Below are 16,172 nucleotides of genomic sequence, written 5' to 3' on the forward strand. Positions count from 1 at the left end.
CGTTTCAGAAACAGCACGACACAGCCAAAAAAGGAGAGAAAGAAGACCCAGATACCCACCGAATAACCCGCAAAGCTGGTCCAAGGGGTGGGTCAGAATTCAATGCAAATCGTGGGTCAGGATTCCATGCAAATCAACAGCCCAGACGCTTTCCTTCTGCGTCCTCGTGATGTCCAATGTTACAAATCCCTGTCAATGGCTTTTTCCGATAAAGCCAAGGCGTATGGGGCAACTTTCGTGACAAGGGAGCATAAATCCATGGCGAGTAGGAAAACGTGGCCGAATTCTCTCGGTTGTCAAGGGAAGCCATAATTCAGAAAAGCAAATAAAAACCCCGCGAACCATACGGAAAGCGGGGTCTGCGAATGCAACGGAATTGGAACGGTTGTCGGGGAGCAGAGGGGAAAACCGCTCGACTTGGTACTGCAAAGCCGAGCTCCGATGCTATGGCTTTGCACTTGCTTTTAAAAATTTCCGCTAGGAACGGTGCATAACGCGAGCCAAATTTCTTTGGAAATTTTCACCAAATACGTTTTCGGTTTTCAGCTTTTGTGTCGAATTTCTCATTTATAGTGACATTCGACACAAAGAATCAAACGTCAATATTCCCCGCCCGCAACGCATTCGACTCGATAAACGCCCGCCGCGGCTCCACATCATCCCCCATGAGGGTAGTAAAGATCCCATCCGCCGCGATCGCGTCTTCGATCTGCACACGCAGCAGACGCCGCACGGCCGGATCCATCGTCGTTTCCCACAGCTGCTCGGGGTTCATCTCGCCGAGCCCCTTATACCGCTGCTTCGAGACGTTCCGTTCAGCATCCGCCAGCAGCCACTTCATCGCGCTCTTGAAGTCCGCCACGGCCATGCTGCGTTCACCGCGCTTGATGACCGCGCCTTCCCCAATAAGCCCCTTGAACGTATTCGCCGTCGTCACGAGCTGCTGATAATCCGCCGTGTGCTGGAATTCCTGGTCGATGACCGAAACGCGCACGTTGCCGTGATGTGTCCGCTCGACATGCAGCGCCCGCTGTTCGCGAACCGCGTCATACGAAGGCACGACCCGCACTTCATTCTTCAGCGCTTCGTCATGCAACGCAGCGTGCAGCGCCTTAGCCGAAGCCTCGGTCGACTCCTCATTGGAGAGATCGATCACCACCCCATCCATGACCGCTTCCAGCGCGGCCGGGTCATACAACCGGCTCAACCGATCGATCACGCTCTGCGACAGCAGATACGACCTTGCCAGCTCCCCAAGCGCATCACCCGAAATCGCCGCCGCATTCTCACCCGGCACCAGCTCCGACCCTTGCAGCGCCAGCCGCAGCATGTGCGCGTTGAGCTCCACGTCGTCCTTCAGATACCGTTCGTCCTTGCCCGCCTTGATCTTGTAAAGCGGCGGCTGCGCGATATACACGTACCCGCGCTCGATCATGTCCGGCATCTGGCGATACAGGAACGTGAGCAGCAGCGTCCGGATGTGCGCACCGTCCACGTCCGCGTCGGTCATGATGATGATGCGGTGATAGCGGAGCTTGTCGAGGTTGTAGTCTTCCTTGCCGATGCCGCAGCCGAGCGCGGTCACGAGCGTGACGATCTGCTCCGACGACAGCAGCTTGTCGTAGCGCGCCTTCTCGACGTTCAGCACCTTGCCGCGCAGCGGCAGGATCGCCTGGAACTTGCGGTCACGCCCTTGCTTCGCCGACCCGCCTGCCGAGTCACCCTCGACGATGTAGATTTCGCACTTCGCCGGGTCTTTCTCCTGGCAGTCCGCGAGCTTGCCCGGCAGGCCGACGCCATCGAGCACGCCCTTGCGGCGCGTCATCTCACGCGCCTTCCGCGCAGCATCACGCGCCCGAGCAGCTTCGACGATCTTCCCGCAGATGATCTTCGCGTCGATCGGCGTTTCCAGCAGGAATTCTTCGAGCGCCTTCGCCACAACTTCCTCAACCGGCGCACGAACCTCGGACGAAACCAGCTTGTCCTTCGTCTGCGAGCTGAACTTCGGCTCCGGCACCTTCACGGACAGCACGCACGACAGCCCTTCGCGCATGTCGTCGCCGGTCGTCTCGACCTTCGCCTTCTTCGCGATTTCGTTGTCGGTGATGTACTTGTTGATGACGCGCGTCATCGCGGCCCGCAGGCCGGTCAGGTGCGTGCCGCCGTCGCGCTGCGGAATGTTGTTCGTGAAGCACAGCACGTTCTCGTTGTAGCTGTCGTTCCACTGCATCGCGACTTCGACGCCCACGCCGTCCTTCTCGCCGTTGGCGAAGAACACGGTCGGGTGCAGGTTGGTCTTCGTCTTGTTGATGTACTCGACGAAGCCCTTCACACCGCCGGCGAACGCGAAATCGTCTTCCTTGCCCGAGCGCAGGTCCGTGAGACGAATCCGCACGCCGTTGTTCAGGAACGAAAGCTCGCGCATCCGCTTCGCGAGGATGTCGTAGTGATACTCGACCGTGCCGAAAATGGTCGGATCGGCCATGAAATGCACTTCAGTGCCGCGGTTCTCGGTGTCGCCGGTCACGAGCATCGGCGACACTTCCACGCCGTCCACCACCTCGAGCACGCGATCCTGCGCGACGCCGCGGTGGAACTCCATGAAACGCTTCTTGCCGTCGCGGCGCACGGTGAGGCGCAGCCAGCTCGACAGTGCGTTCACGCACGACACGCCCACGCCGTGCAGGCCGCCGGACACCTTGTAGCTGTTCTGGTCGAACTTGCCGCCGGCGTGCAGCTCGGTCATCACGATCTCGGCGGCGCTGCGCTTCGGCTCGTGCTTGTCGTTCATCTTCACGTCGGTCGGAATCCCGCGGCCGTTGTCGGTCACGGAAATCGAGTTGTCGGCGTGAATCGTCACGTGGATGTCGTTGCAGTACCCGGCCAACGCTTCGTCGATCGAGTTGTCGAGCACCTCGAACACGAGGTGGTGCAGACCGGTGCCGTCCGACGTGTCGCCGATGTACATCCCGGGGCGCTTGCGCACCGCTTCCAGACCTTCGAGGATCTGGATCGACGAGGCGCCGTAGCTGCTGTTATCGGGTTGCGAATTGTGCTGTTCACTCATGGATATCTTCCGGTTCTGCGAGGCCACTCAAGCGGCGGCGCGGTGCGTTTTCTTGCGAAAACGCCGGGCCGCTCCAGTTTTCCTGGCCCGTCCAAGGCGCCGTTAGGGCACCAAAGGGACGGGTTGTCGGTTCGCCATAAAAACGCCAAAGGGGCTTGCCGCCCCCTGGTGTGTGTCTTGATGTCGTGCGCGTCAGATGCGCATCGGCATCACGACATACTTGAACTCTTCGTTCTCGGGCACGGTGATCAGCGCGCTCGAGCTGGCGTCGCCGAGGCTCACCTGCACGGTGTCGACCTTCAGGTTCGCGAGCACGTCGAGCAGATACGTGACGTTGAAGCCGATGTCGACGGTATCGCCCTGGTAAGCGATTTCGAGTTCTTCCTGCGCCTCTTCCTGATCGGCGTTGGTCGACATGATCTTCAGTTGGCCCGGCGCGATGATGCAGCGCACGCCCTTGAACTTGTCCGAGGTCAGGATCGCCGCGCGCTGCAGCGAACGCTGCAGTTCTTCACGGCCGATCTCGAACGTGTTCTTGTGCGCCTTCGGGATCACGCGCTGGAAGTCGGGGAACTTGCCCTCGACGAGTTTCGACACGAGCTCGACCTGGCCGAACGTGAACTTGGCCTGGGTTTGCGCGATGTCGATGGTGACGGTGTCGTCGATGTCTTCGAGCAGGCGCTGCAGCTCGAGAATCGTCTTGCGCGGCACGATGACTTCCTGGCGGCCGAACGTGCCGCCTTCGAGCTTCATCGACGAGAACGCGAGGCGGTGGCCGTCGGTGGCCACGGCCATCAGCTGGTCGCCGTCGACGACGAGCAGCATGCCGTTCAGGTAGTAGCGGATGTCCTGCTGCGCCATCGCGAAGTGCACCATGCCGAGCAACTGGCGGAACGACTTCTGCGGGACGGTGAGCGTGGCGCCGAAATCCTTCGCCTGCGCGACGGTCGGGAACTCGTCGGCCGCCAGCGTCTGCAGTGCGAAGCGGCTCTTGCCCGATTGAACGGTGAGGCGCTTGTCGGCGAGCGACAGCGTGACCTGGCCGTCAGGCATCGCGCGCAGGATGTCGAGCAGCTTGCGGGCCGCGACGGTGGTCGCGATCTGGTCGCCGCCGACGCCGAAATCGGCGCGCGTGGTGATCTGCAGCTCCAGGTCGGTCGACAGGAATGAAACGTCCGGGCCGTTCTTGGTGATCAGCAGGTTGGCGAGGATCGGCAACGTATGGCGGCGTTCGACGATGCCGCTGACCGTTTGCAGCGGCCTGAGGAGGGTGTCTCGTTCGGTCTTGACCAGTTGCATAGAGTTCCTTCGTTGAGTAACGGCCTGCAGCGCAGCAGCCACGCAGCGCCCCGCCGGCCGGGCTCTTGGCCCGCCACCACCGGGGCGGTCAAACCAGTATTGTGCCTCAAAACCGAACCGCCCCCCTTAAATTGGGGCGGAGGCCGAATTATCAAGCGCGCCCGCGCGCTCAGCCCTTCAGCGTCTGTTCCAGCACGTGCAGCTCGTGGTTGAGCTGCGCGTCCTTGCTGCGCTCGTCGGCGATCTTGCGCACCGCGTGCAGCACGGTGGTGTGATCGCGCCCGCCGAACAGCTCGCCGATTTCCGGCAGGCTCTTCTGCGTGAGTTCCTTCGCCAGGTACATCGCAATCTGCCGCGGCCGCGCGATGTTCGCGGGGCGCTTCTTCGAGTACATATCCGCGACCTTGATGTTGTAGAAGTCGGCGACGGTCTTCTGGATGTTCTCGACCGAAATCTGCCGGTTCTGCACGGTCAGCAGGTCCTTCAGCGCTTCCTTGGTCAGCTCGATCGAGATCTCGCGGCCGTGGAACTTCGAATACGCGAGGATCTTGCGCAGCGCGCCTTCGAGCTCGCGCACGTTCGAGCGCAGATGCTTCGCGACGAAGAACGCGACGTCTTCCGACAGGTTCACGCCTTCCGACTGCGCCTTGCGCATCAGGATCGCGACGCGCATTTCCAGCTCGGGCGGCTCGATCGCGACGGTAAGGCCCGAGTCGAAGCGCGAGATCAGGCGATCGTCGATGCCCGAGATTTCCTTCGGATACGTGTCGCTGGTGATGATCACCTGCGCCTTGTTCGCGACCAGCGCCTCGAACGCGTAGAAGAATTCCTCTTGCGTGCGCGACTTGCCGGAGAAGAACTGGATATCGTCGATCAGCAGCAGGTCGAGCGAGTGGTAGTAGCGCTTGAAGTCGTCGAACGCCTTGCGCTGGTACGCCTTCACCACGTCGGACACGTATTGCTCCGCGTGGATGTAGCGGATTCGCGCGCCGGCCTTGTCGAGCAGCAGCTGGTTGCCGATCGCGTGGATCAGGTGGGTCTTGCCGAGGCCGACGCCGCCGTACAGGAACAGCGGGTTGTACGAGATGCCCGGGTTATCCGCGACCTGGATCGCGGCGGCGCGCGCGAGCTGGTTCGCTTTACCGGTCACGAAGTTGTCGAACGTGAGCACGGGGTTCAGCTTCGAACGTTCGTACATCGAATCGGCTTCGCCGCCGTTCGCGGGCGCGGCGCCCGGGCCCGGACGCCACGTGCGGCGGCCGGCCGCGGCTTCGTGCGCGGGCAGGCTCGGCAGGTCGATGTCGGCGTCGTCCGCGTTCAGGTGGTGCGCGGCGGCCGCCGACGGCGTCATCGGCACGTCGGCCGGCGCGGCGGGCGCGGCCGCTGCATGCGCGGTCAGGTTGGCGGCGATCGCGGCGACCGTCGCGGCCGGGCCGCTCGGGGACAGCGGCGCACGCGGGGCGGCCGGTGCGGCGCCTGCGGGCGTGCTGCGCATGCCGGCCTTCGGATCGAGGACGAACTGGACTTCGATCGGCGTATTCCAGAATTCACGGGCCAGATCGGCGATCCGGCCCGAAAACTGGCTCTTGACCCAGTCCAGCTTGAAGCGGTTCGGCGCGGCGATGGACAGCGTGTTCGCCGACGCATCGAAGGCCACCGGGGCCAAGGGTTTGATCCACGTCACGTACTGCTGGGGCGTTAGCTCGCGCTCCAGCAGTGCGGAACAGTGTTGCCAGAAATCGTTCATCAAGTAACTGTCGTTTTTTGCGTGCACAGCGCGGCTCGCCGGCGCCCTTGTCGCGGTTGCGCAACAAGGCCCGAAGCGGTCGTGCGAGCGTGCCTCGGACGCCTGCGTCACAGTGTTGGAGGGGCAGGCGCGAGCCGAAGCGGCGTGCGGGATTCTTGGAGATAAGGCGAGATTCTAACGCCAAACGCGGCCACAGCGGGACTTATCCACAGGCTGGGTTTGTGAGTCGCGGGGCCGGATCGGAGCGGCCCGGCACAGGCGAGCGACTCGTAAAGTATTGACCGTCAACGGAAAAACGGTTTAAATAGCGGGTTCCGCGAAAACCAATCCTGTATTCCCGGCGATTGCGTTCGCCCGAATGCCTCCGGTTAAGGGCACGCGGTCCCCTGAATTTCGACATTCTCGAACAAGTGAGAACATCATGAAACGTACTTACCAACCGTCCGTGACGCGCCGCAAGCGCACCCATGGCTTCCGTGTCCGCATGAAGACGGCAGGTGGCCGCAAGGTCATCAACGCTCGCCGCGCGAAGGGCCGCAAGCGCCTCGCCATCTAAGGCAGGTTGCGCGCTGTGTCCGCCGTCCGCAGTCCTGCGGAAGGTGCCGTCGAGCCGGGTGCGAATCCGTCGCAGACGAAAGCCGCCTTCCCGAAAGCTGCGCGACTTCTGAAAACGGATGAATTTTCATCCGTTTTTCGTTTGCGCCCCTGGCGGCGCTCCGCGCACTTCGTGATCTACGGCAAGCCGACCGGTCAGCCTGCACGCCTGGGGCTCGTCGTCGGCAAGAAGTATGCGCCGCGAGCAGTCACCCGTAACCTCGTGAAGCGGCTGGCGCGCGATCAGTTTCGCCTGCGCCGCGCCGAATTCGCCGGTTACGACCTGCTGCTGCGGCAGCACACGCGCTTCGACAAGAAAGCGCTGCCGAGCGCGGCTTCCGCCCCGCTCGCGGCGATGTGCGCGGCCGAGATCCGCGAACTGCTCGACAGGGCAGTCCGGGAAATCGCGCGCCGGGCGTCGAAGCCCGCGTCCGAGTGACGCATCCGTGCCCGGCGCGGCGTTCGCGCCCGCCCGGCCGGTTTTGACGCGGCGTCGTACGGCGCCGCCCAAGGTATGGAAACGGTATTGATCGCCTTGCTGCGCTTCTACAAGGTTGCCGTGAGCCCGATGCTCGGCAACCGTTGCCGTTTTTATCCTTCCTGTTCGGATTACGCGCGCGAGGCAATCCAGTATCATGGCGCCGCGCGCGGCACGTATCTCGCCGTCAGGCGCGTGTGCCGATGCCACCCGTTTTCCGCGGGCGGCATCGACCCCGTCCCGCCGCCCAACTCCGACACTCGCGCTCGCGGCGAAGCCGACGCGCGGTCCCATCGACTCTGAGACAACGCATGGATATCAAACGCACCGTCCTATGGGTGATCTTCTTCATGTCAGCTGTCATGCTGTACGACAACTGGCAGCGGGACCATGGACGCCCGTCGATGTTCTTCCCGAGCGCCACGCAGACGGCCCCGGCCGCTGCCGGCGGCGCATCGGGCACGGGCGCGACGAAGACCGCAGGTGACGTGCCGGCCGCCGCAGCCGGCGCCGCACCGTCGACGACGGCCCCGGCCGCGCAGGCGCAGCTGGTGAAGTTCTCGACCGACGTGTACGACGGCGAAATCGACACGCGCGGCGGCACGCTCGCGAAGCTGACGCTGAAGAAGCAGGGCGACGGCAAGCAGCCCGACCTGTACATCACGCTGTTCGACCACACGGCCGGCCACACGTATCTCGCGCGCACGGGCCTGCTCGGCGGCGATTTCCCGAACCACAACGACGTCTACACGCAGCTGAATCCCGGCTCGACGTCGCTGACGGGCGACCAGAACACGCTGAAGCTGTCGTTCGAATCGCCGGTGAAGGGCGGCGTGAAGGTCGTGAAGACCTACACGTTCACGCGCGGCAGCTACGTGATCGGCGTCGACACCAAGATCGACAACGTCGGCACGGCGCCCGTCACGCCGACGGTCTACATGGAACTGGTGCGCGACAACACGGCCGTCGAAACGCCGATGTTCTCGCATACGTTCCTCGGGCCGGCGGTCTACACGGACGCGAAGCACTTCCAGAAGATCGACTTCAGCGACCTCGACAAGAACAAGGCGAACTTCGAGAAGGCCGCCGACAACGGCTGGGTCGCGATGGTGCAGCACTACTTCGCGTCGGCCTGGATTCCGCAGCAGGGCGCGAAGCGCGACATCTACGCTGAGAAGATCGATCCGACGCTGTACCGCGTCGGCGTGAAGCAGCCCGTCGCCGCGATCGCGCCGGGCCAGTCGGCCGACGTGCAGGCGCGCCTGTTCGCCGGTCCGGAAGAAGAGCGCATGCTCGAAGGCATCGCGCCGGGCCTGGAGCTCGTGAAGGACTACGGCTGGGTGACGATCATCGCGAAGCCGCTGTTCTGGCTGCTCGAGAAGATCCACGGCTACGTCGGCAACTGGGGCTGGGCGATCGTGCTGCTGACGGTGCTGATCAAGGCCGTGTTCTTCCCGCTGTCGGCGGCAAGCTACAAGTCGATGGCGCGCATGAAGGAAATCACGCCGCGCATGCAGGCGCTGCGCGAACGCTTCAAGAGCGATCCGCAGAAGATGAACGCCGCGCTGATGGAGCTGTACAAGACCGAGAAGGTCAATCCGTTCGGCGGCTGCCTGCCGGTCGTGATCCAGATCCCGGTGTTCATCTCGCTGTACTGGGTGCTGCTCGCATCGGTCGAAATGCGCGGCGCGCCGTGGATTCTGTGGATTCACGACCTGTCGCAGCGCGACCCGTTCTTCATCCTGCCGGTGCTGATGGCCGTGTCGATGTTCGTGCAGACGAGCCTCAACCCGACGCCGCCGGACCCGGTCCAGGCGAAGATGATGAAGTTCATGCCGATCGCGTTCTCGGTGATGTTCTTCTTCTTCCCGGCTGGTCTCGTGCTGTACTACGTCGTGAACAACGTGCTGTCGATCGCGCAGCAGTACTACATCACGCGCAAGCTCGGCGGCGTGAAGAAGAAGCCGGCCTGACGCCCGTTGCATGCGCGGGCGGCCAGCCGCCCGCGATGCTCGCAAAAAAAGCCGCATGGTTCACGACCATGCGGCTTTTTGTTTCCCGGCGACGGTGACTGCGGTGGCGGCGCGTGCGGTGGCTGCCGCTCAGGCCTTCTTCGCTTCGAGTTTCGGATCGCCGTAGAACTGCTCGACCAGTTCCTGAACGAGGTAACGCTGATGCGGAGACAGCGCCTCGATCTTCGATGCGAGTTCGATCGTCTCGGGCGTCGGCGGATAGCGTTCGTCGCGCGGCAGCGGTTGCGGCGTCGGATGTTCGACCACGCTCGGCGACGGCCCGTAATGCAGCCAGTGCACTTCGACGCGCAACCATTCGGCCAGCGTTTCGAGTTTGTCCGACGTCGGGATCGTGCGGCCCGTCAGCCATTTGTGCGCGGTTTGCGGCGAAACAGGGTGCGTTCCGCGGTGGCGCAGATTGAATCGGTTCGCCAGTTCCGTCGCGCCCGTGACCTTCTCCGGGCTGCGCCGCAGGGCGAATTTCAGGCGTTCCGAGAACGCGGCTTTTTCTTCGGATGTCGGCATGGGGAGATTGTGCAATTCCATCGCCGCGTTTCAGACAACCATATGGGATAAACGTATCTCACACGGACGAATCCCGACCCTGGACAGGATGGTCGATGAAATTGAGGGACGTGGTGCCGGGCCGCTCCGGCAAGCATACTCGTCCGAAATGGCTGGTGTGTCGTGACACCGGACTCATACTCGGCTTATCCCCGGCGGGATAAATTCGGGCGAGTCCGAATCTGGCGCCGCCGCCGATGGCCGGTGAGCCGGCACGCTACAATGCCGACGTTCCGATGCCCGAACTGTTGCGCGGGCGCACCATTCATCCGCTGATTACCCGATTGCTCCGATTCCCATGCTCGCTACCGATTCCGATCCGATCGTCGCCATTGCCACCGCTGCCGGCCGGGGCGGCATCGGCGTCGTGCGTGTGTCGTTCGGGCGCGGCGGCGAGGCGGCCGCGCTGCCGCTGATCGACGCGTTGTGCGGGCAGAAGCTTGCGCCGCGTCATGCGAGCTACGTGCCGTTCCTCGACGCGCATGGCGCGCCGCTTGACCGCGGGATCGCGCTGTATTTCCCGGCACCGCATTCGTACACCGGCGAGCACGTGCTCGAGCTGCAGGGGCATGGCGGGCCGATCGTGATGCAACTGCTACTGCAGCGCTGCCTGGATGCGGGACGTGGCTTCGGGCTGCGGCTCGCGGAGCCGGGCGAGTTCACGCGGCGTGCGTTCCTGAACGACAAGCTCGACCTCGCGCAGGCCGAGGCCGTCGCCGACCTGATCGAGGCGAGCACCGAGGCGGCCGCGCGCTCGGCCGGGCGTTCGCTCGACGGCGCGTTTTCGCGGCAGATCCATGCGCTCGTCGAGGACGTGATCACGCTGCGGATGCTGGTCGAGGCGACGCTCGATTTTCCGGAGGAGGAAATCGACTTCCTCGAAGCGGCCGACGCGCGCGGCAAGCTCGCGAAGATCCGCGCGCAGCTCGCGCACGTGCTCGGCGATGCACGGCAGGGCGCGTTGTTGCGCGAAGGGCTGTCGGTCGTGCTCGCGGGGCAGCCGAACGTCGGTAAGTCGTCGCTGCTGAATGCGCTGGCGGGCGCCGAGCTGGCGATCGTCACGCCGATCGCCGGCACGACGCGCGACAAGGTCGCGCAGACGATCCAGGTCGAAGGGATTCCGCTGCACATCATCGATACGGCCGGGCTGCGCGAGACGGAGGATGAAGTCGAGCGGATCGGCATTGCGCGCACGTGGAGCGAGATCGAACGCGCGGACGTCGTGCTGCATCTGCTGGATTCGCGCACGGGGATGACGCCTGATGACGAAGTGATCGCCGCGCGGTTTCCGGGCGGCGTGCCGGTGGTGCGCGTGCTGAACAAGACGGATCTGACCGGCGTGCCGGCGTGCGTCGAGCATCCGGCGGCGGAAGGCGATCTGACCGAGGTGCATCTGTCGGCGAAGCGCGGCGACGGGATCGACATGCTGCGCGCGGAGCTGTTGCGGATTGCCGGGTGGCAGGCGGGGGCCGAGGGCGTGTATCTGGCGCGCGAGCGGCATCTGATCGCGCTGCGGGCCGCGCAGGAACATCTCGCGCAGGCGGCGGATCACGCGGAGCAGCGCGCGCAGTCGCTCGATCTGTTTGCCGAGGAACTGCGGCTCGCGCAGGAGCAGCTCAATGCAATTACCGGGGAGTTCACGTCGGATGATCTGCTGGGGGTGATTTTCAGCAGGTTTTGTATTGGGAAGTGAGCGGACGCTCAACCGTCCGTTGCTGCTGCCAGCGGCGTGCCATCGAGTACGAACAGCATGGGCACGCATGCATCGTCATTGCCGGATGCCGAAACGAATTCAAACATCCGGAATGATGATGCAATCTCGGCCCGGCGGGCCTCAATCCCAATGCCGATGATGATGGTAATACCCACCCCCACCGTAATACCCGCCACCATCCGGCACCACGATACAGCCGCTCAACAACACGGCGACGCCGGCAATCAGCAAAAGGGCCTTCTTCATCGCGTTCCACCTGCTTGGGTTCAATATGAAACCCAGCATAGCGAGCGCTCCCGGCCCGGGCTGTAAGCGATCGTATCCCCGCGCCGCAATCCGTAACGGCGGATTATTCCGGTCATAATGACCGTAACAATTGGCCAAACAGCAGACGTTTCAGGCGACGACGACCCGGTTTCGCCCCGTATCCTTCGCCCGATACAGCGCGGCGTCGGCGGCTTCGATCAGCGCGTCGGGGGTCGACAGATCGTCGGCCGACACGGTCGCGCAACCCACGCTGACGCTCACGCGCCCGGCCGGCGAGTCGGGCATCGCGAGGTCGAGCCGCAGCACGGCGTCGCGCACTTCGTCGGCCACCACTCGCGCACCGCGCGCGCCGGTATTCGGCAGCACGATCGCGAACTCCTCGCCGCCGTAGCGCGCGACGATGTCGGCCGGCCGCCGCACCGCACCGGCCAGCGCATTCGCGACGGCGATCAGGCATGCATCGCCCTTCACGTGACCGAACGCGTCGTTGTACGCCTTGAAGTGATCGACGTCGACCATCAGCAGCGACAGCGGTTCGCCCTGCCGCCGCGCCTGCAGGAACAGCGTGTGGAAATGATCGTTGAAATGGCTGCGGTTGAACGCGCCCGTGAGCCCGTCGCGCGCGGACGAGCGGATCAGCGTCGCGTGCGCTTCGAACAACTGCTGATACAGCATCGTCACTTCCCACGCGAGCACGCACACGAGCACGCCGGGCGTGAACATGCTGAACACGCGCGCGACATACCAGCCGACCGTGAAGCGGTTCGTGCTCAGCAAGTTCAGCGTCGTATCGGTGAGGCACGCGAGCACCGCGATCGCGAGCCACAGGTCGAGCGTCGTGCGCAGCCGACCGGTGACCAGTACGGCCACGAGCGCGAGCACATTGAGGATCCACACGACGAGCGCGATGCCGTTGACGGGCAGCACGGCAGCGTCGCGGGGCGGATGGAATGCGGGCGGCAGCGACACGTTCAGCGCGATCGCGCACAGGAGCGCTGCGGCGACGGCCGGGCCGCCGACCAGCGCGATCGTCCAGCGGCGCGTCTCCTTCGCGCCGACCGGGGCGCGCGTCAGCCGCTCGCGGGCGAACAGCGCGGCCATCACGAAGCACGGAAAGCCGGCATGCCAGAAGATCCACATCCATGCGGCGCTTTGCGGGCGCGCGCCGAGCAGGCCGTGCGGCGCGAATACGCCGGGAAAGGTGAGCAGTTGCAGCGCGACGGCGAGCGCGGTGAACGCATAGGCGCCGCCGAGCGCACCGAGCACGGGCTGGCGCGTGACGGTGAATTGCGCGCCGAGGAAGAACGCCGCGATGCTCGCGGTCGTGAACACGGTGAGCGCGCACATCGGCATGAACGGCTCGACGGGCGGCAGCGCGACGTTCGCGTGCGGTGCGGCGATCCCGAGCGTGAGCAGGATGACGAGCGCCGTCAGCGCGCCGAACCACAGCTGACGTTGCGTCGTGTGCTGGATCAGGATGCCTTCCATGGGGTCCCCCGGACACGCGTGCGAAGCGCCCGATCTTGCGCCGGGCGGCACGCATCCCGATCGCGGCGCGACCGGCGCGGCCCGATCCTATCGCGTTATTGGCATCCGCTCAAATGCCGAGCCCCGGGCCGAAGTTGCCGGCGACGCAGCGCGTGACGGCGTCGACGTCCGCGTAGTCCTGTTCGGGCAGGCCGTCGAGCATCGACAGCACCTCGTTGCTGGCGCCGGCGTCGCGCGCGGCATCGACGATCGCATCCTTGTTCGCCGGATAGCGGACGGCCGCCAGCACATCGGCGATCTGCAGATCGATCGTTTCGTTCGGGATATCGTGCGGGGGAATGGCGGGTTTGTCGTTCACGTCGGCGTCTCGCGGGTTGGGCGGGAATGGGATCGAGCGCAAGAGCTGTACCCGCATCGCATGTTACCCGGTCCAGATGGCCCGGCCGGCGCGGCCGGCGAATCGGCTGTGATCGAAGTCAGTGCCCGCGTCGCACGCGGCGCCACGGATGCTTCCAGTCGATGTGCGGCGCGTTCTCGTCGCGCGGATGCTGGCGACGATGCTCCTGCCAGAGTTCGTCGGAAAACAGCGCCGCCACGATGACGAGCGGCAGCACGAGGAAAATTCCGAGGATGACTTGCTCGATCACGATAGCCTCCTTGCGGTGGCAGGAACCCTTGCTCCCATTCTAGGCTCTGAACTGCGCCCGCGTTCAAATTCTTACAGTGCGAAACGGGCCCGAACGCGGCCGCGCCGCGCGGGCGTTCCGCACGTGCGCCGGCCTCAAAAAGGACATGACCATGCAACTCCAGAACGATACCAACACGCTCGCGCTGCGGCCGCTGGAGCGCCAGGACCTGCGCTTCGTCCACGAGCTGAACAACGACGCGAAGATCATGCGCTACTGGTTCGAGGAGCCGTACGAAACCTTCTCGGAACTGTCGCAACTGTACGACCGCCACGTGCACGACCAGCGCGAGCGCCGTTTCGTCGCGGTCGACGCGCAAGACGAACTGGTCGGCCTCGTCGAGCTGATCGAGCTCGACTACATCCACCGCCGCGGCGAGTTCCAGATCATCATCGCGCCGCAGTGCCAGGGGCGCGGCTACGCGGGCCAGGCGACGCGCCTCGCGATCGAGTACGCGTTCAAGGTGCTGAACATGCGCAAGCTTTACCTGATCGTCGATACGTCGAATGCGGCGGCGATCCACGTGTACGAAAAATGCGGATTCCAGCACGAGGCCGAATTGAAGGAAGAATTTTTCGGGAATGGCGCGTATCACAACGCTTATCGCATGTGCATTTTTCAGCGCGATTATTTCGAGCGCCAGCAAATCGGGCTGAATAAGGCAGGGTAAACACCACGCGGACGAAAGGCGCTTGCGATGGGGCTTCAAGGCGCCGAATGGATGCGGGGAACTACGGATAAATACGGATGCGCTTATACCTGGCATTTTTCTTGTATCAGGTAAATGCGATTCCGCACCGCGGTAAAGTCGAATCGTTTCGGATGACTTTATGTGCAACGCATCAAAATGATCCGAATAGCGAAATGGATTATCCAAACCGTTCAATCGTCGCATTGTAACTTTGCTGAAAGCCTTGCGGGATAACGGTTTCCGCCCGGCGGCGAAGGCCCATCCGCCATTCGGCGGCGCTTGCCGCACGCGCTCCTCGCGCCAAAAGCAGCCTGCGCACGGGGTGCGACAATCCGCCGCTATTGCGGTCGCACAACAAATGTGCTTGCTATCGTTTACCGGTCTTCTAAAGTGAAAAACGTGGGTTCACGATCACCTTTAAACACATAGCTAACCCGGCCTGGTGCCCGCAAGCCTGGAGACAGAACATGACGAAGCGTACCGGTGTCCTTTTTGCCCTTGTCGGCGCATTTTGCGCTGTGTCGATTGCGCAGGCCGGCGGCGATTCGGCCGTCAAGCCGAAGCAGGAAATCCAGCTGACGAAGAATGCATGGGGCTGCCTGTCGAAAGACAATCTGGATTCCGTACTGAATCACGAACGTGACGGCAAATCGCAGGCGAAGCAGCAGTACTTCGACGACTTCCGCTGCCTGTCGGTGCCGGAAGGCCAGCGTTTCCGCGTGGTGGCGGTCGACCAGGGCGACGTGCAATTCGTCAGCGCGGACAATAGCGACCAGCAAGGTCTCTGGACCGATTCGCGCTTCGTCAAGCAGTAACCGTCCATTCGCCGCGCAGTCGTACCACGCGCGAGCGCGCCGGCCCGACGAGCGGGCGGCACGAACCGAACACGGCCCGGCGCATGCCGGGCCGGTGCGCTGTGAACGGCGCATGACGCACGCCGGACGGCGCGCATTCGGTATCATCACGGCCCGACCGAACCGAATGCCCGCCCGGGCCGCATCCGCATGGCGCTGAAATCCACGATCTACAAAGCCGAACTGCAAATCGCCGACATGGATCGGCATTACTACGCCGATCACGCGCTGACGGTGGCGCGCCATCCGTCGGAAACCGACGACCGGATGATGGTGCGCATCGTCGCGTTCGCGCTGTTCGCGCATGAGCGGCTCGAATTCTGCAAGGGGCTGTCGGACGTCGACGAGCCCGACCTGTGGCAGAAGGACCTGACGGGCGCGATCGACGTGTGGATCGAGGCCGGCCAGCCGGACGAGCGGCGCATCTCGAAGGCGGCCGGCCGTGCCGGGCAGGTCACGGTGATCGCGTACGGCGGCAAGACGTCGGATATCTGGTGGCAGGGCGTGCGCAGCAAGGTCGAACGGCTGCGCAACGTGCAGGTGCTGTCGCTCGCCGACGGCGTCGCGGCCGCGCTCGGGCGGCTCGCGGCGCGCACGATGCGCCTGCAGTGCACGGTGCAGGACGGCACCGCGTGGATCTCGAGCGCCGACCACGATCCGGTCGCGGTCGAATGGACGGTGCTGAAGGCGCGCGAGGGCGCGTAAGGGGCC

16 protein-coding genes are annotated in these 16,172 nt (G+C 64.0%); 8 read left to right on the plus strand and 8 right to left on the minus strand.

Annotation, left to right across the window (positions count from 1 at the left end):
- Window positions 1-592: 592 nt before the first annotated feature.
- The 3 genes from gyrB to dnaA form a co-directional block, all read right to left on the minus strand.
- Complete coding sequence (gene gyrB / locus HWX55_RS16940) at window positions 593-3,067, minus strand: DNA topoisomerase (ATP-hydrolyzing) subunit B (protein WP_011546516.1); 2,475 nt, start codon at window positions 3,065-3,067, stop codon at window positions 593-595.
- 192 nt (window positions 3,068-3,259) lie between these two features.
- Window positions 3,260-4,366, minus strand: a complete 1,107-nt coding sequence (gene dnaN / locus HWX55_RS16945; RefSeq protein WP_059232862.1) for a DNA polymerase III subunit beta — start codon at window positions 4,364-4,366, stop codon at window positions 3,260-3,262.
- 169 nt (window positions 4,367-4,535) lie between these two features.
- Window positions 4,536-6,113, minus strand: a complete 1,578-nt coding sequence (dnaA, locus tag HWX55_RS16950; RefSeq protein ID WP_244140591.1) for a chromosomal replication initiator protein DnaA — start codon at window positions 6,111-6,113, stop codon at window positions 4,536-4,538.
- 421 nt (window positions 6,114-6,534) lie between these two features.
- Between dnaA and rpmH the strand changes: the two genes are divergently transcribed.
- The 4 genes from rpmH (at window position 6,535) to yidC (ending at window position 9,158) form a co-directional block, all read left to right on the plus strand.
- Window positions 6,535-6,669: a 50S ribosomal protein L34 gene (rpmH, locus tag HWX55_RS16955; RefSeq protein ID WP_004198824.1), complete on the plus strand. Its 135-nt coding sequence runs from the start codon at window positions 6,535-6,537 to the stop codon at window positions 6,667-6,669.
- Between the two features lie 15 nt (window positions 6,670-6,684).
- Window positions 6,685-7,146 carry a ribonuclease P protein component gene (gene rnpA / locus HWX55_RS16960; protein WP_039364627.1) on the plus strand — a complete coding sequence of 154 codons (462 nt, stop codon included), beginning with the start codon at window positions 6,685-6,687 and terminating at the stop codon, window positions 7,144-7,146.
- 75 nt (window positions 7,147-7,221) lie between these two features.
- Window positions 7,222-7,488, plus strand: a complete 267-nt coding sequence (gene yidD / locus HWX55_RS16965) for a membrane protein insertion efficiency factor YidD (protein WP_175976554.1) — start codon at window positions 7,222-7,224, stop codon at window positions 7,486-7,488.
- 8 nt (window positions 7,489-7,496) lie between these two features.
- Entirely contained in the window at window positions 7,497-9,158 is a 1,662-nt protein-coding gene (gene yidC, locus HWX55_RS16970) for a membrane protein insertase YidC (protein WP_175976555.1), read from the plus strand.
- A 129-nt stretch (window positions 9,159-9,287) separates the two neighbouring features.
- Here the strand turns inward: yidC and HWX55_RS16975 are convergent, their stop codons facing one another.
- A complete protein-coding gene (locus HWX55_RS16975; RefSeq protein ID WP_050018236.1) occupies window positions 9,288-9,722 on the minus strand; it encodes a transcriptional regulator in 435 nt (144 codons plus the stop codon).
- 337 nt (window positions 9,723-10,059) lie between these two features.
- Between HWX55_RS16975 and mnmE the strand changes: the two genes are divergently transcribed.
- Window positions 10,060-11,454, plus strand: coding sequence for a tRNA uridine-5-carboxymethylaminomethyl(34) synthesis GTPase MnmE (gene mnmE / locus HWX55_RS16980; RefSeq protein ID WP_175976556.1), 1,395 nt, complete (start codon window positions 10,060-10,062; stop codon window positions 11,452-11,454).
- A gap of 8 nt (window positions 11,455-11,462) precedes the next feature.
- On the opposite strand, the gene HWX55_RS16985 is transcribed toward mnmE, so the two are convergent.
- From HWX55_RS16985 to HWX55_RS17000, 4 genes are all read right to left on the minus strand, one after another.
- Window positions 11,463-11,654 carry a hypothetical protein gene (locus HWX55_RS16985; protein WP_175976557.1) on the minus strand — a complete coding sequence of 64 codons (192 nt, stop codon included), beginning with the start codon at window positions 11,652-11,654 and terminating at the stop codon, window positions 11,463-11,465.
- Between the two features lie 217 nt (window positions 11,655-11,871).
- Window positions 11,872-13,230 carry a sensor domain-containing diguanylate cyclase gene (locus HWX55_RS16990; protein ID WP_175976558.1) on the minus strand — a complete coding sequence of 453 codons (1,359 nt, stop codon included), beginning with the start codon at window positions 13,228-13,230 and terminating at the stop codon, window positions 11,872-11,874.
- Between the two features lie 109 nt (window positions 13,231-13,339).
- Window positions 13,340-13,588 carry a DUF2795 domain-containing protein gene (locus HWX55_RS16995; protein WP_050011093.1) on the minus strand — a complete coding sequence of 83 codons (249 nt, stop codon included), beginning with the start codon at window positions 13,586-13,588 and terminating at the stop codon, window positions 13,340-13,342.
- Between the two features lie 118 nt (window positions 13,589-13,706).
- Complete coding sequence (locus tag HWX55_RS17000) at window positions 13,707-13,877, minus strand: hypothetical protein (protein ID WP_006489933.1); 171 nt, start codon at window positions 13,875-13,877, stop codon at window positions 13,707-13,709.
- 151 nt (window positions 13,878-14,028) lie between these two features.
- Here HWX55_RS17000 and speG point away from each other — a divergent pair, with 151 nt between their 5' ends.
- The 3 genes from speG to HWX55_RS17015 all read left to right on the plus strand — a co-directional run bounded on the left by speG (window position 14,029) and on the right by HWX55_RS17015 (window position 16,166).
- The gene (gene speG / locus HWX55_RS17005; protein ID WP_069618260.1) at window positions 14,029-14,586 is read left to right on the plus strand and encodes a spermidine N1-acetyltransferase; all 558 of its coding nucleotides are present in this window, start codon (window positions 14,029-14,031) and stop codon (window positions 14,584-14,586) included.
- 488 nt (window positions 14,587-15,074) lie between these two features.
- A complete protein-coding gene (locus HWX55_RS17010; protein ID WP_124556203.1) occupies window positions 15,075-15,422 on the plus strand; it encodes a hypothetical protein in 348 nt (115 codons plus the stop codon).
- 189 nt (window positions 15,423-15,611) lie between these two features.
- Window positions 15,612-16,166 carry a YaeQ family protein gene (locus tag HWX55_RS17015; RefSeq protein ID WP_006477425.1) on the plus strand — a complete coding sequence of 185 codons (555 nt, stop codon included), beginning with the start codon at window positions 15,612-15,614 and terminating at the stop codon, window positions 16,164-16,166.
- The last annotated feature ends 6 nt before the right edge of the window (window positions 16,167-16,172 follow it).

It is taken from the genome of Burkholderia sp. BCC1047 (assembly GCF_902833155.1).
GTDB classification, from domain to species: Bacteria; Pseudomonadota; Gammaproteobacteria; order Burkholderiales; family Burkholderiaceae; genus Burkholderia; species Burkholderia sola.

What these genes read in the sequence shown, in the direction of transcription:
- HWX55_RS16990 (WP_175976558.1), bottom strand. Translation starts at nt 13,230, where the DNA reads ATGGAAGGCATCCTGATCCAGCACACGACGCAACGTCAGCTGTGGTTC.
- rpmH (WP_004198824.1), top strand. Translation starts at nt 6,535, where the DNA reads ATGAAACGTACTTACCAACCGTCCGTGACGCGCCGCAAGCGCACCCAT.
- gyrB (WP_011546516.1), bottom strand. Translation starts at nt 3,067, where the DNA reads ATGAGTGAACAGCACAATTCGCAACCCGATAACAGCAGCTACGGCGCC.
- mnmE (WP_175976556.1), top strand. Translation starts at nt 10,060, where the DNA reads ATGCTCGCTACCGATTCCGATCCGATCGTCGCCATTGCCACCGCTGCC.
- HWX55_RS17010 (WP_124556203.1), top strand. Translation starts at nt 15,075, where the DNA reads ATGACGAAGCGTACCGGTGTCCTTTTTGCCCTTGTCGGCGCATTTTGC.
- yidC (WP_175976555.1), top strand. Translation starts at nt 7,497, where the DNA reads ATGGATATCAAACGCACCGTCCTATGGGTGATCTTCTTCATGTCAGCT.
- HWX55_RS17015 (WP_006477425.1), top strand. Translation starts at nt 15,612, where the DNA reads ATGGCGCTGAAATCCACGATCTACAAAGCCGAACTGCAAATCGCCGAC.
- dnaA (WP_244140591.1), bottom strand. Translation starts at nt 6,113, where the DNA reads ATGAACGATTTCTGGCAACACTGTTCCGCACTGCTGGAGCGCGAGCTA.
- HWX55_RS16985 (WP_175976557.1), bottom strand. Translation starts at nt 11,654, where the DNA reads ATGGTGGCGGGTATTACGGTGGGGGTGGGTATTACCATCATCATCGGC.
- yidD (WP_175976554.1), top strand. Translation starts at nt 7,222, where the DNA reads ATGGAAACGGTATTGATCGCCTTGCTGCGCTTCTACAAGGTTGCCGTG.
- HWX55_RS16975 (WP_050018236.1), bottom strand. Translation starts at nt 9,722, where the DNA reads ATGCCGACATCCGAAGAAAAAGCCGCGTTCTCGGAACGCCTGAAATTC.
- dnaN (WP_059232862.1), bottom strand. Translation starts at nt 4,366, where the DNA reads ATGCAACTGGTCAAGACCGAACGAGACACCCTCCTCAGGCCGCTGCAA.
- speG (WP_069618260.1), top strand. Translation starts at nt 14,029, where the DNA reads ATGCAACTCCAGAACGATACCAACACGCTCGCGCTGCGGCCGCTGGAG.